We start from the raw sequence: 12,479 nt of genomic DNA on the forward strand, positions 1-12,479 counted from the left end.
GCATGAATGAAGGATCGTCGGCGATCAATACTTCCATGATCGAGGAGAAGATCATAGAGAGCATCCTTGCCGCCCAGATTCGCCTGCTATTTGACAAATCGGTTCTGCGATTGGTCAGCGGCCTGAAAGTCGCCCTGACTGGGGTCGTACCCGATGGGCAGACCGTGATCTTCGCCGTCACGGCTCCCATAAAGCGCCGTGCAAAGACGGCTGCTGCTCTGGAGATGCTGGTACGGGGTGGTCTGCCTGCCGGCGACGTTCGCGACACGATCGAGGGCAACCAGATCGGACTCCGCCGCGTGACCAACGTCGTGGTGCACATGCCCAAGGTGATCGGCTTCGTGCACAATTCTGAATCGGACGCGCGGATATAATTCTGACGCTGGCGGAAGCACAGTTACTCAGGCGGAATTAGTGATTTCACGCTCGATTTCGCAGCCCACCATTACCGGACGGACACCTCCCACTCACCGTTGACCCGGGCGAAACCGGTTGGGCGGTTCTGCTGACTGGCACCGTTCCATGAAGAGTTGCGTCATACAGGTTACGCCGGGTCCGACGTCGCCATGACAAATGATGATCCTCGCGCAGCGGCCCCGAGCTTGTCGAGCATCCATGTCAGCCCGGCGTCGGCCATCGCGGAGCGCGGTACAAAGGCGGTGAGCCGGAATTCACCTAGCGACAACGGCGGCTCCGTCATGGCGACCCCGAGGCCGGGCGCGAACCGTTCGGCAAAGCGCCTGGGCACGGCGCAGATCAGGTCGGTCTCGCCGACGATGGCGCAGGCGAACATAAAGTTTGGCACTGTCAGCGCCACGCGCCGTGCCAGACCATGGCGCGCGAGAAGCGTATCGACGAAGCCATGCGGATCGCCGCTGTGCGACACGACGAGATGGCCGCTCACGCAATAACCCTCGATCGTCGGACGCGCGAGGAAGGGATGGTCTCGCCGCAGCACCAGCACGAAATCCTCCTCGTAGAGCACACGGCTTTCGAAACGCAACGGCCCCTTTTCGGAAGGAATGACGGCGATGTCGACCGCGCGGGTTTCGAGTTCGCGAAACGCGCCGCGCCAAGGGCTTCCCGTTTCGTCTTCGGCGAGCGGCAACAGTTGGCGGATGCCGAGGTCGAGACCCGGCGCATAGCGAGCAATGTCGAGCACCAAGTGGTCCAGGAAGACCGCGGAGACCCCATCGGGCGCCCCGATCACCATGCGCCGCCGCGTCGTCGCGGGATCGAACGGCTCGGCGCGGGCCACGACCGAACGGACCTGGCGCAAGGCTTCGTTGATGCCGGGCGCAAGCGCTTCGGCGCGCTCGGTCGGCACGACGCCCTTGGGCGTCTTCAGGAACAGCGGGTCGTTGAGCAGGCGACGCAGCCGGCCCAGCCCATGGCTGACCGCCGAGGTCGAGAGGTTCAGCCGGGCCGCAGCCCGGCCGACGTGACGCTCGGCGTAGACGGCTTCGAACAGCACCAGCAGATTGAGGTCAGCGCGAGAGAGATCGATTTCGTGCAACATATTAATGAAATCATATCACTTTATTCACCACGCTCCAAGCGGCATTGTCTTCGCTAGGCGGTCGCGCTTGACCGCTTTCCAGCGAAAGGACCCTGACATGATATCCACCCTTGGCCTGAGCCTGCTGGCAGCGCTCGCGCTCACTTCCGAGACCCCCAATGCTTCCGCGAGCGACGAAGCGCGGGAGATCGAGGCTGTCGCTGCCCAAGCTGCCGAAGCCCATGCGCACCTCATGCGCGGCGACATCGCCGCCTATCGCCGCACGATACACATCGCTGCGGACTTCATTCTCATGGACCCCTTCGGCGGCGCTCCTACCGGCTCTCCCAAGTCCGACGCCCATTGGGAGCAGATAGGTCGCTTTTTCCAAGGCGGGCGCGACGCCCGCTTCGATCTGGTCGCCTCTTACCGATCGGATGACATGATCGTTCTCGTCGCGAACGAATCCGCGCATGTCGCAGTAGGTTCGCTGCCCGCGCAGGACTGGACACTGCGCGTGACGCTCGTTTTCCGGCGCGACGCCGGCCGCTGGCTACTGGCGCATCGCCATGCCGACCCCCTCGCCCGGGGCATCAGCCTGAAGGACGCCGGCCAAATCACGCTCGGCAGCCGGGCGCAGAAGCCGGGTCCGGAGGACGGTCAATGACAGCGTCCCAGGCTTTAGCCGTCGCGGCCTTCGCGGTCGCCACCTTGTCATCGGCGTAGCTCTGGTTCGCCCAGCTCGTCATCTATCCGCTATTCGCGAAAGGTCGTTGATGACTATGCCGCCTACCACCGATCCTATTCGCGCCGGATAACGCTGCCGGTCATCCTGCCGGGCTTTGCGAGCTTCCTGATGCAGCTGCTCCTGGCATGGCTCGGACCGCCGGCGCAGAACTAGCTCACGGCCGTCAATATTGCCTGCGGTCTGGGCGGACTCGTGGTCACTGTGGTACTAAGATTCCACGCCATACGTGGCTGGAGAAGCATGGCCGTGACGATATCCTGATCGGAGACCTCGTTCGGTTCAACTGGCCTCGCACCCTTGTGCGATGACCATCACAGCAGGATGTTGCATGGTCGTACTCATCAAAGCCTGGGGATGATTGTCATGAAAAGGCGTCTCATCGCCTCCGCCGGAAGCCAGAGCAATGGAACGGGCGCCGACCGCGCAAGAGTGAGAGATAGGCCGGGGGCGGGTTTGAGCCCGTCCGGTCGAGAGAGAGCGCCGAATCGTCTCGTCCGTCTTCCGCTCTTTCGAGGTATCCCCCATGCTTCACGCCCGATCCCGGGCGTCGCATATTCCTCTTGGAGCGGATAGCGGGCCACCCTGACGTGTCGAGGGCGAACGCCGGCTCTGAAATAGGATACCGCTCGCGTTTGAGCCCCTGAAAGGGAACGAACCGCTAACCGGCTCCGCCGAACCAGCGCACTCGCGGTACCATGCTCAGCGCCTTCCGTTCAATTATTCCGGTCAACGGAGCTGCTTTTTTTGTCGTATTCGTGATGAGCTCCTGCAGCATGATGGAGAGTCTATCGTCTCCTATTGGCCCGCAGGCATTCCGTGTAGAGCAGGAACTAAATCTCATCGATGGAGTTTACCGGGACACTCAAAAACATCGGAGGATATTATGAAAATACTGGTCATCTCTGCCGCATCGCTGTTTCTATCACTGGGAGGAGCGGCGGTGGCACAGACAACGACGGTCGTCGTTCCTGGCGAGGTCAAGACCTATGTCCAAAAACAGGAAACGCCATCCGTCACCTTTGAAGGTGACGTCGCAGTCGGCACGGCGCTTCCTGACACGGTCGAGATCCACACAATCCCCGACCAACCTGATTACGGTTATGTAGTCGTCAACAAAAAACGTGTGCTCGTCAATCCGAAGACCCGCACCGTGATTGAGGTCGTCCAATAAATTGAAAGCATCGCGGGCCTATTTCCAAGGCCCGCGATTCCCCTGTCATTCCACCTATGTCCCCATCAGGCACCGTACGCTGGCGGGTCAAGAGTTGAGTTCTTTGAGCAACCGAGGAACGAAGGAACAATTTGTTCATCGAATTTGACCCTCTCCACTCGTGGATCTTCACCGTTTGTGGTGGTGACCCAGGGACGAATAGGCGACGTATTGGATCGCTTCGACCAGCTCGAGATCGAGGACCGGTTTCTGGATGACGCCTAGCGTACCGGGCACGCCGCCTCGGATCGCGCCCGATCGCTGGTCATGAAGAGCACAGACACGTTCGCGTCTGCCAAAGTACGGCCCACGATTGGCCCGGTCGGCCCGTCTTCGAGGTTGACGTCGACAAACGCCATGTCCACGTCGCCAGAGAACATCAAGGCCTGATACATGTTGCTGGCGATACCTACGAGCTCTTCGACAGTATCCTGTAAATTGAGAGCGATCAGGGGCTGATCTTCGACAATCAGTACGTTGAACGACATGGGTCTTCTCCGCGGTTGTTCCTCGTAGGCTAACCCCTGGTGGCCAAAGCGGTTCCAACAAAACCGGAGTCCGCCCCGACCCCAAACGCCGCGACTCGGTGGACTACGACGCAGCCAGGGCGTTCTTTCCATGGAAGGTTTCCCGAAACTCTTTCGAACGCTTCTTGTCCGGCACGCAGACTACGACGTATCGCTTGCCATCCGTCGGCGTGTCCTGATGCGCGAGATCGATCATCCAGATTGTCATGCCCGATCCTCGAGTAATCTCCATGAGCTTCACCATCGCCGGGTCATCTTCGCCGTCGATCGCAAAAGCGAGTTCGTACGCGAACGTCTCCTGCTCGGTCTGACCGCGAAGCTGTTCCTTAAACCAGCTCCAGACGCTGTCGAAATCCGCGGGGAACGGCGACAGATCGAAGTTCACCTGGACGACGTCGCGGGCGAACACGACCTCTCCATCGAAAAAGGCGTGCATTCCCAAAAAATATTCGGGAAGCTCCATGTGATCTGAAAGTTCCTCGCGAAGGATTTTGAGGTTGGAGGCTGTTTGAAACAAAGCGGTCCCCCGTCTGGGATCAGTGCAACGCGGCAGAGGTCGGCGCGTTCACTCGCGTGGCGTGGATACCGACGTAAGTTCCGATGAGCGCCGTCGCGATATCGTCAGAAGTGCGATGCCCATCCTGGTAGAAGTCAATCGCCGCCTGGCAAAGTACGTCGGAAAGGCCGTCTTTCGGATCCACCTCGTAGAAGCGGTACCAAGCCTGCACGGCTTCGGACATCGTCTTAAAGTCGGGCTTGTCGGGCTCATTCTTCATTCAAGTACTCCTTCCATCCTCCAACAAGTAGGACTGCGAAAAAGAGCTTCAACCTGCCACCGAAGGATTGGACCGTCCCTCCGCCCGCACTAGATACGTCCCTCCAACGGAGGAATTTGCATGACGAAGCTCTCATATCATGTCGGCGAGCATGACGGCGGTTTTGGATACAGGCTCGGCGACGTTTGGTCCGAGACCTTTCCTGATCATGACACGGCGCTCAGAGCCGCCAAATCTGCGGCGGACCGGCAGCACCTCGAAGGCCGCGACGCCGAGATATCCTATCAAGTCGCCGATGGGAGCTGGCAGACGGAGCACGTGGATGGCGGCGACCGGCCGGATACCGAGGTCGTGGATGATGACGCCAAGGGTTCGACGAGAGGACGACGCTGACCGGATCTTGCAAGTGCGGGGACGTTCGAATTGCCGTCCGAGGCCCGCTGAGCCTGTTGGCAACTGCCATTGCACGGACTGCAGGCAAGAAAGCGGGTAGGTGAGACGAGCGACTATGATGGTCGCCGGTTCTGTCCCGGATGTGGAGGTTCTCGGCCGACTGCCATGAGGCCGAAATCAAGCTAGGCGGTTTGACCGAGGCTCCGACGCCCCTGACGCCCACGTACGAACTGTGGATCAAGCGCCGCGAAACTTGGCTCCGACCCGGCAAAGGGCAGAGCAGTTCCTTGAGGATCGAAGACCTCGCGATAAGCTAGACCTAAACCTCAAGCCCGGCCACGGCGCGTGGTTTTCTCGCGAGGAATTGATGCGCACTTCTCTATCTGCCCTCTGTGCCGCCTTCCTGGCGAGCATGTACTTCCGAAGTTATCTCGGCATCGTCGGTCCGTTGATTTCTGATGGGCTGAAGGCGACTCTTTCTGGGCGGCGGGAAACGAAAGCACCACCACCGTCAAGGAATACGAGCGGCGAAGGAGGACCGATTTTCAATTCGATGCAGCGGATGGCCTGCCGGAGGGCAGTCCGCGCCGCGCAATCTTCCGAACTACGGTTTTGAGACTTACGGGCGTCGACATGACTAGGCCGGATCGGGCCGCCTGCGCTATCGACGTCTCGACGAAGTCGGCATCGATCTCGGACGGGTCGATCGGCGCATAGTCCAGGCCATTCGCCGTCGGCATGAGAAGCCCTACGCGCAGGTCAGGCTTAAGTCGCTTCAGTCGTCGAACGATCTGACGGGCGCGAGACTTCGAATTGCCGTTTAGATATATGACGATCGCCGTGTCGACCCCTTCGACGGGAAAAGCGAGAGAGCCTCGCGCGGCATGATCGGAATATGATGACGTCGTTGACTTTGCTCCCTGGACCTCCAGCACCTGCGAAAGCATCGCGGCGGCGGCGTCGTCCAAACCGCCGCGGCCTCCGATGCACAATAAGGAGCGGCCCTGGCCTTCGGGAAGTTCCCGCTCGGAACCCGTTTCGACACCTGCGTCCGATGCGGTCTCGCCCTCGTTCTCCTCCTCCTCCGCAATGTCCGACAGGTTCTCCACCAAAGACAGCGAGCTGGACGCCACCAGCATGATCTGGTTTTCCGACAATACGCCGCGCTGACGGTCGGTCTCGCCAAGCAGGAGCGCAGGAAGGCCCACGTTGTCGTAATAGTCGACGAGATATTCCTCTTGCAGGAACTCCTCGGCGTTATCGGAGGCTTCGTTCGGATCGCCCGCGAGGAGACGCTGATAGAGCTTCTCGTGAGGCTCCAGAACCGGCTCGTTGCCAAGCAGGACATCGAGGACGCCGAACTGGGGGACATGTCTTCCGAGCACGACCAGACAAACAGTCAAAGGCGTCGAGAGCATCAGTCCCAGCGGCCCCCACAGCCACGACCAAAAGATCGCCGAAATAATGATCGCCAGCGGCGAAAGACCGGTGTTGGCCCCGTAAAGCCATGGCTCGAGCACGTTATTGCTAATCAGTTCTGTCGTCAGATAGAGAGCGCCGACCCAGACCACGAGCGACCAGCCAGGCGCGATCGCGAGGGCCAGAAACAACGGAAGGATCATGCCGATAATCGCGCCGATATATGGCACGAACCGCAGAACAAGTGTGAGTAGCCCCCAGAGGATGGCGTTCGGAATGCCGAGCGCCCACAGGCCGATGGAGATCGGCACGGCATAGAGCGTATTCACCACCAGCTGCATCAGCAGGTATCGCCCGACCCGCTTGCCTGCGTCCTGGAGAGCCGCGGTCGTCCGGTGAAGGTCTCCCAAACCAACTAACCGGATGAAACGGTCGCGCAGTTCTTCTCGCTCGAGGAGCATGAAGATCACCAGCACGACCACGAGACCAGCGGTCGCGAACGGGCTAATGAGCGGCAGAAGAAGGTTGCCCAGTGTCTGGATCGGATCCGAACGTGTCACGATCTCGACTGGCATCGGTTCGCGAGTCGTGGGGGTCTGGGCCGTCGGGCTCTTGCTTTCGACGGCCCGCGTCTGGATCTCGGCGCCGACGCGTTCGACCGCCCTGCTCAGATGGTCGATGACGCCGTTTCCGGCGCCCGCTTGGGCGAGGGAATGAACCTTGTCGACCAGATTTCTCTGATAGGTAGGGATGTTCTCCGCAAGATTCGTCACCTGTGTCGCCACGACCATGCTGAATACGGCGATCGCGCAAAACGCTGACACAACGGCGAGAAGAACAGCGGCGATCTTTGGAACGGATCGCTTGCGAAGGAAAGAGACGATCGGGGCAAGCGTGAACGCAAGGAGAAGCGACAGCGCGAGGGGAACGAAGATCTCCTGACCCAGCCGGAGGACGACGGCCACTCCAATGAGAATCAATATTGTGCTGCCCGACAGCTTGCTGCGAAGCTCGCCCTCTGCGAGTCGATAGGGTTCGCCGGTCGGCCCCTTCGTGGTCGTCTTTGAAAGTTCCGCTCCGCTCACCGCCCGCACCCTATCTTCAAAGGAAAACTTTTGCGCTCGACCTGGATGGAGGCGCACATCTTATTCGTAGATGCTCAGTCGTATCTCAGCTTGGCCTTCAAGTCTCTGAGTTCGCCGTCCTGGTTAAGCGCGACTTGCTCGGTGCCGAGGCGACAGACGTCGTTGGTCGCCGATATCACCTCGTTCAATTGGTCGAGCTGCCCGTGAAGTTCGAATGCCATGCAAGTCGAGGTGAGCTTGCTGCGTTCCACGACAGCCTGCCGCATCATTGCGGGTGGGGGTTGTTTCCACGCATCCGTGAACTCGTCGGGCCAGTAGCCAGGCGCCTCGGCAGACAAGTTGAGAACCATGTTCATCAACGGCCCGCTTTCAGCCGGGCCGGACGCATCTTATAGCATGGGCAGTCGGCGAGCGTATCGGCCGAGTGCGGATTAACTGCCTGCGGACAGCCGCAGGAAGCATGACCCGGTCTCCGTCGTCACGCGAAGCTTCGTCCAGTCGCTTGGTTGGATGTCGCGGCCATCGTTCTGTTCGTCATGGAAACCCTTGCTGGCAGACGGGGGTGTCTAAGAGAGAAGATGTCCGGCCAGGCGAGCCGGCCGGACGAATGGTTAGGCAGCCTTCTCGGCGTTCTGGTTAACGACTTTCGTCGCGATCGACGTCAGGGCGATGTCGGTTGCTTGTTCCTCGTCGAGCGTCGTCTGCAAGAGCTTCGCGGCGTCCTTCATGCCAAGCTCGAGCGCCCAGGTGCGCAGCGTTCCATAGCGCGACATCTCGTAATGTTCGACAGCCTGCGCGGCGGCGAGCAGGCCGGCGTCGAGGGCGGGCGTGCCCGCATACTCTTCCATGATCTCCGAGCCCTCCTTGACGATGCCCATCATGGCGTCGCAGGTCTTCTGTTCCGGCTTCTTGCCTATGATCTTGAAGACTTCCTCAAGGCGCTCAACGTGCACCTTGGTTTCGGCCAGATGCTTGATGAAGGCGTCCTTGAGCTGCTTGTTCTGGGCGGCGGCGTTCATCTTTGGAAGCGTGGCGACGATCTTATGCTCGGCGAAATAGACGTCCTTCAACGTGTCGTGAAAGAGAATGTCGAGTGTCTTGGGCTCTTTGGCCATGATGGAGATCCTTGGTTTATCGATGATGGGATGCGTGGCCACGTCAAGGCTCAGTTGAAGCGGTCATTGGGCGAAGGCATCGGGCGACGAGCGGTGGCTGCGTCGCGGCATAGTCATGCTTGATTTAAAAATACCTTTTTCGGTTCGGCCGCGATCACACGACCGTGAGCAAGCAACTGCATAGCCGAGATTTAGTTCCTTGCACGCCCGAATATACTCCGACTGCGAACAGCGGTTCACATCGTGGAGACATGTCTCGCGGATCGTGTCATGGGATCCATAGCTTTCAAAACTGCAGCCGCACCCATCGTCCTCGGAAGGCTAGCAAGTTCGGGAAAGCCGACGACTTCCTTAGATCAGTGGAAGTTTCGGCTCTTCACTTTCAAGTGTCGATGTGCAGCTCCGCTGTAAGGTAGCCTGTGATGATGCTCTCGCCGACCGGAAGGTGACCCTTGGCGTCAGTCACGCGCTGGTTTCCCCGATTTCGTACCGTGCAGCGGATCTCGATCTTGCCTCAGGCCGATTCACCTCGCCGCGAAAGACGATCTTGCGCAATCCCTATATTTCCGCGTTGTCGTTGAACGGCAGGCCACGAGCCCTCCATTCGTCCCTCAGGATATCTTCCAGATCCTCGACCGCAAAGTCGTTGAAGTTTGCCCAGAGCTGGACGGCGAGCGACTTTAAATTCGACGTTGTTTTTGGGTCGGCTTCGGCCGCTGCGGCAAGCCGGGAGATTTCCTCGCGGAGTGCGTCGCTCTCTGTCATGTCGCTCCTCATGGCGCTGCGCCAGCGCTTCCTGTGTGATGGCAGGCAACGTCAATGGTAATCCGTAAGGCCTCGGACGGTTCCGATGAAGCTGGCAATTTTCAGATTAGGCCGGAAACGCAGGCTCTATGATCTCAGCGCGGCATCTCATCAGTCCCGGACGGGGCGAAGAACTGGCCCGCATCAGGTCGTAGGTCATTGAAAATCATTCACATGAACTTAACCAGCCACTTGCCGGGATCGTGACGAACGCCGGCATCTGCCTCCTCGCGTTGGCTGCGGAACCTCCGAATACACGTTGCGAACGACACGGCTCGTCGGACGATCCGCGACGCCAACCGTTCCGCCGACGTCATGTCGTTCGGCTGCGCGCGCTCTTCAGCAGGAAGCCTCCTGTCATCGAACCGATCGATATGAACGAGGTTGCGATATGGAGGTCATCGTTCTAGCGACAAGCGACCTTCAACAGGCGCGCCTCGCAGTGGCGACGCAGTTGGCCGCTGGATTGCCACAGACATGAGGTCGCCCTCAGTGCCGTCGTCCTGAAAGCGGGTCGACCCAACCGAGTTCTTGCTGCGCGGCGCGGCGCCGGCCGGGTCAAGGTGAATGGCGTCGAGCCTCTGATCGCAGGGCTACATGAAGGCGACGCAGGCCTGCAAGAGGGCTCGCTTAGTTGGCCTGCAGGCCTCTGACGGCCATAGCCGAACAAGGCCGACGACATCTACCTGACCCATCTTGGATCGAGACTCGGTTATCTCGTCAATGATCTGTGAAGTCACCTCTCACGAGTGGCCGGGCCCGCGTGCCGTCGATGTCGACGATCCCATACTCTTCCGCCAGGCTCGCGGCCACATGGACCGATCCTGATTTGGCCATCAACTGCGGATCCCGCCAGAGCCCTTCTACCACGCGGCCAATGAAGCGCGGTGACTCCGAGTTCGAAAGATCAAGGTACTCGGCGGCGCGCAACACCGCCTCAGTGCGCACGAGTCCGGGGTAAAGCGCCAGGGCAGCTACGCCATGTGGCCGCAAATCGTGCGCGCAGTCGGCGGCTAATTTGTTGGCGCCAGCTTTGGCGACGCCGTAAATCGCGTTCCCTTCGAAGAACTCCGCTGCCCAGAACGAGATATTGATGACCAATCCACGACGCTTAGCGACCATGGCGGGCGCTGCCAAGCGGGACGCAACGAAAGCAGTGCGTAGCGCGACCCCGATCATGGCCTCCCAACGCCACATCGGCTGCTCCCAGAATGGGCGCGCCCACGTGAATTCATCGCTTTCAACCATGTTCTCGTAACCTGGCCAGGCGTTGTTGACGAGAACGTCGATCTTACCGTGCCGGTCCAAAACGTCGGCAATGACAGCTTCGGTTTGGCGGTCCACGGCATGATCGCAATAATGTATGCTCAATCGACCGGGCGAGCTCTCCGCTTCCTCGCGGAGGCCCTCAAGCGAGCCAGATCCTTGCGGATGCACCAATGCCTCTGCTTCAGTCCGAGTTCGCCCGGTGACATGTACGGTGGCTCCTGCCTCGAGAAGTGCCAAAGCCACGCCGCGACCAATCCCTCGGCTTGCGCCTGTCACAAGAAAGACTTCGCCCTCTAGGCCCATATCATTTCTCCTTGTTCCGTCTGGAACGTATAGAGAACGAGCGAGAGTCGCAAGCGCGTGGCTTGTGCACGAAAAGATCAAGTTCTGTTACGCGACGGGCGATGCCCGCGGGCATGAGGCTTCGAGGACGGAGCCCGCCTCATAGACTACATAACCGTCGTCTTCGAGGAACGTCGACCGCGACGAAGCGAATGAGCGCTTCATCCTCCACTACCAGGACTGCTTTCTGCATGAAGCCACCTCTCCTACCTATGCATCGGACTGATTCAGCGGCAAGGAAAGTCAACGACGGATAGATAAGAAAATGCTAAATAAAGCAGTGGACGCCCACGATGTTTTGATTGACGGCCACTCCGCACGGATCTTATTCGGACTTCAGTCGGAAGTGACAGGCACGGTCGTTTTCGATACTCTTGCGCTACCCCAGAAGGAGAAATATGCCTACGATCCTCATCCTTGAAGACGAACCGTTTATCGCGCTCGATATCGAGACGGTTCTGGAGGAATGTGGCCAGCGCAGCTTCGTAACGCTCTCGACCGGTTCAGACGCCGTTTCCTGGCTGAAGGAGAACTCGCCGTCTGCGGCAATCGTCGACCCTCGCCTCTCGGACGGGGTCTGCTCTGCCGTCGCGCGGCATCTCGTCAATTGCGACATTCCGTTCATTGTCTATTCGGGCGAGACCGAATCCGTTTCCGAGCTGGAACCCGCGTTCGCAGAAGGTCATGTTCTGATGAAGCCGACCTCGCCTGAGCAGCTTGTGGAAGCCGTCGAGACAGCCTTGTGCGGGGCCGACCGTCGGCTTAAGTCCGGGACCTGACGACACGCCACCTCTGGACGCTGGAACGCGAAGGCCGGTCGACCCGCAGCGGTGTCGACACGGTCGAGGAAATCTTATCGATCATTGTGGCCGACGACGTTCCCGGTGCCATGCCTGCCGATTGGGTTGTTTCGTTCATGCGGATCGATGCCGATCAGGACGGATCGGCAGCCCACGAATCTCACTGTCCGCCGGCCGCCGCATTCCGGACACGATCAGAATTTCAACCGGGGGCCAACGATCCCGCACAGCTGCGGCAAGCTTGAGCCCGTCCATCGAGCCGGGCATGTCAATATCCGTCCAGAGCACAGCGATGTCTGGATCGGTCTCGAGAAGGACGATCGCCTCATCCGCGTTGTGCGCAGTGCCTCGAATCCGGCGTCCTCGACGAGGTCCACTGCTGCCATCAGGAGAACGGGTTCGTCTTCAACGACAAGTATTTTCAAGGCCATCCTTCAATTCCGCAATTCCGATTTCGACTTTAACTTGCAGGTCCGGCTGGAGTTCCGGGCGA

General features: G+C 59.7%; 14 protein-coding genes and 2 pseudogenes. 6 read left to right on the forward strand and 10 right to left on the reverse strand.

The features are described 5' to 3' along the window. Positions 1–2 precede the first annotated feature (2 nt). Positions 3–374, forward strand: a complete 372-nt coding sequence (locus FHT69_RS32250; protein WP_183906486.1) for a hypothetical protein — start codon at positions 3–5, stop codon at positions 372–374. 170 nt (positions 375–544) lie between these two features. Here the strand turns inward: FHT69_RS32250 and FHT69_RS32255 are convergent, their stop codons facing one another. Continuing rightward, positions 545–1,519, reverse strand: coding sequence for a LysR family transcriptional regulator (locus FHT69_RS32255; RefSeq protein WP_183906487.1), 975 nt, complete (start codon positions 1,517–1,519; stop codon positions 545–547). Between the two features lie 97 nt (positions 1,520–1,616). Between FHT69_RS32255 and FHT69_RS32260 the strand changes: the two genes are divergently transcribed. Together FHT69_RS32260 and FHT69_RS32265 are read left to right on the forward strand one after the other, a co-directional pair. Beyond that, positions 1,617–2,165 (forward strand): YybH family protein, encoded by a 549-nt coding sequence (locus tag FHT69_RS32260; RefSeq protein WP_183906489.1) that lies wholly within the window; start codon positions 1,617–1,619, stop codon positions 2,163–2,165. 964 nt (positions 2,166–3,129) lie between these two features. Then, on the forward strand, positions 3,130–3,417 hold the full coding sequence (locus FHT69_RS32265; protein ID WP_183906491.1) for a DUF1236 domain-containing protein: 288 nt from the start codon (positions 3,130–3,132) through the stop codon (positions 3,415–3,417). A 260-nt stretch (positions 3,418–3,677) separates the two neighbouring features. Here the strand turns inward: FHT69_RS32265 and FHT69_RS32270 are convergent, their stop codons facing one another. The 3 genes from FHT69_RS32270 to FHT69_RS32280 form a co-directional block, all read right to left on the reverse strand. Next, positions 3,678–3,944, reverse strand: a complete 267-nt coding sequence (locus tag FHT69_RS32270) for a hypothetical protein (protein ID WP_246780783.1) — start codon at positions 3,942–3,944, stop codon at positions 3,678–3,680. A gap of 103 nt (positions 3,945–4,047) precedes the next feature. Continuing rightward, positions 4,048–4,446 carry a hypothetical protein gene (locus FHT69_RS34445; protein WP_246780784.1) on the reverse strand — a complete coding sequence of 133 codons (399 nt, stop codon included), beginning with the start codon at positions 4,444–4,446 and terminating at the stop codon, positions 4,048–4,050. A gap of 73 nt (positions 4,447–4,519) precedes the next feature. Next, a complete protein-coding gene (locus FHT69_RS32280; RefSeq protein WP_183906493.1) occupies positions 4,520–4,759 on the reverse strand; it encodes a hypothetical protein in 240 nt (79 codons plus the stop codon). Between the two features lie 120 nt (positions 4,760–4,879). Between FHT69_RS32280 and FHT69_RS32285 the strand changes: the two genes are divergently transcribed. Both FHT69_RS32285 and FHT69_RS34450 read left to right on the forward strand, forming a co-directional pair. Beyond that, a complete protein-coding gene (locus tag FHT69_RS32285) occupies positions 4,880–5,152 on the forward strand; it encodes a hypothetical protein (protein WP_183906495.1) in 273 nt (90 codons plus the stop codon). Beyond that, positions 5,149–5,453, forward strand: a pseudogene (locus FHT69_RS34450) (GFA family protein); the annotation flags it as partial. The gene FHT69_RS32285 and the pseudogene FHT69_RS34450, both read left to right, overlap by 4 nt. Positions 5,454–5,697: 244 nt before the next feature. Here FHT69_RS34450 and FHT69_RS32290 read toward each other — a convergent pair. From FHT69_RS32290 to FHT69_RS32310, 5 genes are all read right to left on the reverse strand, one after another. Continuing rightward, complete coding sequence (locus FHT69_RS32290) at positions 5,698–7,656, reverse strand: AI-2E family transporter (RefSeq protein WP_183906496.1); 1,959 nt, start codon at positions 7,654–7,656, stop codon at positions 5,698–5,700. A 74-nt stretch (positions 7,657–7,730) separates the two neighbouring features. Then, the gene (locus FHT69_RS32295; protein ID WP_246780785.1) at positions 7,731–8,012 is read right to left on the reverse strand and encodes a hypothetical protein; all 282 of its coding nucleotides are present in this window, start codon (positions 8,010–8,012) and stop codon (positions 7,731–7,733) included. Between the two features lie 255 nt (positions 8,013–8,267). Next, complete coding sequence (locus FHT69_RS32300) at positions 8,268–8,771, reverse strand: ferritin-like domain-containing protein (protein ID WP_183906498.1); 504 nt, start codon at positions 8,769–8,771, stop codon at positions 8,268–8,270. A gap of 558 nt (positions 8,772–9,329) precedes the next feature. Continuing rightward, entirely contained in the window at positions 9,330–9,536 is a 207-nt protein-coding gene (locus FHT69_RS32305; RefSeq protein WP_183906500.1) for a hypothetical protein, read from the reverse strand. A gap of 759 nt (positions 9,537–10,295) precedes the next feature. Further along, on the reverse strand, positions 10,296–11,147 hold the full coding sequence (locus FHT69_RS32310; RefSeq protein ID WP_183906503.1) for an SDR family NAD(P)-dependent oxidoreductase: 852 nt from the start codon (positions 11,145–11,147) through the stop codon (positions 10,296–10,298). A gap of 437 nt (positions 11,148–11,584) precedes the next feature. Here FHT69_RS32310 and FHT69_RS32315 point away from each other — a divergent pair, with 437 nt between their 5' ends. Beyond that, the gene (locus FHT69_RS32315; RefSeq protein WP_183906505.1) at positions 11,585–11,965 is read left to right on the forward strand and encodes a response regulator; all 381 of its coding nucleotides are present in this window, start codon (positions 11,585–11,587) and stop codon (positions 11,963–11,965) included. A gap of 135 nt (positions 11,966–12,100) precedes the next feature. Here FHT69_RS32315 and FHT69_RS32320 read toward each other — a convergent pair. Then, positions 12,101–12,417, reverse strand: a pseudogene (locus FHT69_RS32320) (response regulator transcription factor). Positions 12,418–12,479 lie beyond the last annotated feature (62 nt).

The sequence above is a fragment of the Rhizobium sp. BK008 genome (assembly GCF_014197345.1).
Classification (GTDB): Bacteria; Pseudomonadota; Alphaproteobacteria; order Rhizobiales; family Rhizobiaceae; genus Rhizobium; species Rhizobium anhuiense.

Bases quoted from the DNA above. Each gene is read 5' to 3' on its own strand.
- FHT69_RS32295 (WP_246780785.1), bottom strand. From the start codon at position 8,012: ATGAACATGGTTCTCAACTTGTCTGCCGAGGCGCCTGGCTACTGGCCC.
- FHT69_RS32280 (WP_183906493.1), bottom strand. From the start codon at position 4,759: ATGAAGAATGAGCCCGACAAGCCCGACTTTAAGACGATGTCCGAAGCC.
- FHT69_RS32315 (WP_183906505.1), top strand. From the start codon at position 11,585: ATGCCTACGATCCTCATCCTTGAAGACGAACCGTTTATCGCGCTCGAT.
- FHT69_RS32270 (WP_246780783.1), bottom strand. From the start codon at position 3,944: ATGTCGTTCAACGTACTGATTGTCGAAGATCAGCCCCTGATCGCTCTC.
- FHT69_RS32255 (WP_183906487.1), bottom strand. From the start codon at position 1,519: ATGTTGCACGAAATCGATCTCTCTCGCGCTGACCTCAATCTGCTGGTG.
- FHT69_RS32300 (WP_183906498.1), bottom strand. From the start codon at position 8,771: ATGGCCAAAGAGCCCAAGACACTCGACATTCTCTTTCACGACACGTTG.
- FHT69_RS32250 (WP_183906486.1), top strand. From the start codon at position 3: ATGAATGAAGGATCGTCGGCGATCAATACTTCCATGATCGAGGAGAAG.
- FHT69_RS32310 (WP_183906503.1), bottom strand. From the start codon at position 11,147: ATGGGCCTAGAGGGCGAAGTCTTTCTTGTGACAGGCGCAAGCCGAGGG.
- FHT69_RS32260 (WP_183906489.1), top strand. From the start codon at position 1,617: ATGATATCCACCCTTGGCCTGAGCCTGCTGGCAGCGCTCGCGCTCACT.
- FHT69_RS32265 (WP_183906491.1), top strand. From the start codon at position 3,130: ATGAAAATACTGGTCATCTCTGCCGCATCGCTGTTTCTATCACTGGGA.
- FHT69_RS32305 (WP_183906500.1), bottom strand. From the start codon at position 9,536: ATGACAGAGAGCGACGCACTCCGCGAGGAAATCTCCCGGCTTGCCGCA.
- FHT69_RS32285 (WP_183906495.1), top strand. From the start codon at position 4,880: ATGACGAAGCTCTCATATCATGTCGGCGAGCATGACGGCGGTTTTGGA.
- FHT69_RS34445 (WP_246780784.1), bottom strand. From the start codon at position 4,446: ATGGAGCTTCCCGAATATTTTTTGGGAATGCACGCCTTTTTCGATGGA.